The following is a 1,398-nucleotide window of genomic DNA, read 5'->3' on the forward strand; positions in this document are numbered from 1 at the left end:
CCCGGCGACTACCCCGCGTCCGGGGGCGGCACCACCCTGGTCAAGACCGCCGGGCCGGCGGTCGGCGCGGCGGAGATCGGCCCCGTCGACGCCGTGCTGCTCTCCCACGACCAGCACGCCGACAACCTCGACCACGCGGGGCGGGCGTTCCTCGCCGGAGTCCCGCTCACCCTGTCCACGGAGTCCGCGCGGCGGCGGCTCGGCGGCACGGTGCGGGCGCTGGCGGACGGGGAGAGCGTGGAGCTGCCCCGGCCGGACGGCGGGTCGCTGCGGATCACCGGCGTGCCCGCGCAGCACGGCCCCGACGGCTCCGAGCACCTCGTCGGCGAGGTCACCGGGTTCGTGCTCTCCGGCGACGGGCTGCCCACGGTGTACGTGAGCGGGGACAACGCCTCGCTGGACGTGGTGCGCGGCATCGCGGAGCGGTTCGGCCCCTTCGACGTGGCGGTGCTCTTCGCGGGCGGGGTGCTGACGCCGCTGCTGCCGGGCGCCTTCCTGACCCTCTCCAGCGCCTGGGCCGCGCAGGCCGCGGAGATCCTCGGGGCGCGGCAGGTGGTCCCGCTCCACTTCGAGCACTGGCAGCACTTCAGCGAGGGCGGCGACTGCCTGACCGAGGCGTTCGCGGCGGCGGGGCTCTCCGGCCGGCTGCGGCTGCCGAAGCCGGGTGAGAGCGTGCGGATCGCGGCCGGGTAGGACCGCGGGCGCCGCCCGCGGATCAGGGGGCCGCGGTCCGGCCCCTCGCGGGCGGCGCATACGGTCGCGGCGTGGAGACGACGCACCGGGTGGCTGCCCGGATCCTCTGTCTGGACGCCGCCGGACGCCTGCTGCTCATGCGCTGGCGCGACCCGGTCGACGGGACGCACCTCTGGGAGCCGCCGGGGGGCGGGGTCGAGCCGGGCGAGACGCCGTTGACCGCGGCCCGCCGCGAACTGGCCGAGGAGACGGGACTCGACCCGGCCGCCGTCCTCGACCGGTCGGTGCCGCTCGACCGTGACGTGGTGTGGGGCGGCAAGCGGTACGTCGGGACGGAGCACTTCTTCGTCGCGCGGTTCGCCGAGGAGCGCCCCGCGCTGGTGAGGACCGGCCTGCTCCCCTACGAGCTGACCAGCCTGGACACCCACACCTGGGTGGCCTGGCCGGACCTGGGCTCGCTCCCCGACCCGGTCGAGCCGCCTCAACTGGCCACCGTGCTCGCCACGCTGACACCGGACGGCCCCTGGCGCGACGACGCCTGACCGGCCACCGCGGTGAGATCGGCAGGACCGGCGGGCGTCCCTGCGGAACCGAGCCCCTGCGCGGGTGGACGCGAGGGCCGCGACGAGGCCGGGCGGGCGCCCTGCCTCAGGCCGGCAGGGGCAGGCCGTCGTGGGCGGGCCGGTGGATGGGGCCGTCCAGGGC

General features: G+C 77.3%; 2 protein-coding genes. Both read left to right on the plus strand.

The window, feature by feature from the left end; all coding sequences use genetic code 11:
* Window positions 1-693, plus strand: a 693-nt coding sequence (locus ACOV8S_RS30825) for an MBL fold metallo-hydrolase (protein WP_448321783.1), incomplete at its 5' end; no start/stop codon positions are given.
* Between the two features lie 71 nt (window positions 694-764).
* Complete coding sequence (locus ACOV8S_RS30830) at window positions 765-1,235, plus strand: NUDIX hydrolase (RefSeq protein ID WP_448321784.1); 471 nt, start codon at window positions 765-767, stop codon at window positions 1,233-1,235.
* Window positions 1,236-1,398: the final 163 nt, after the last annotated feature.

It is taken from the genome of Streptomyces sp. CO7 (genome assembly GCF_053474865.1).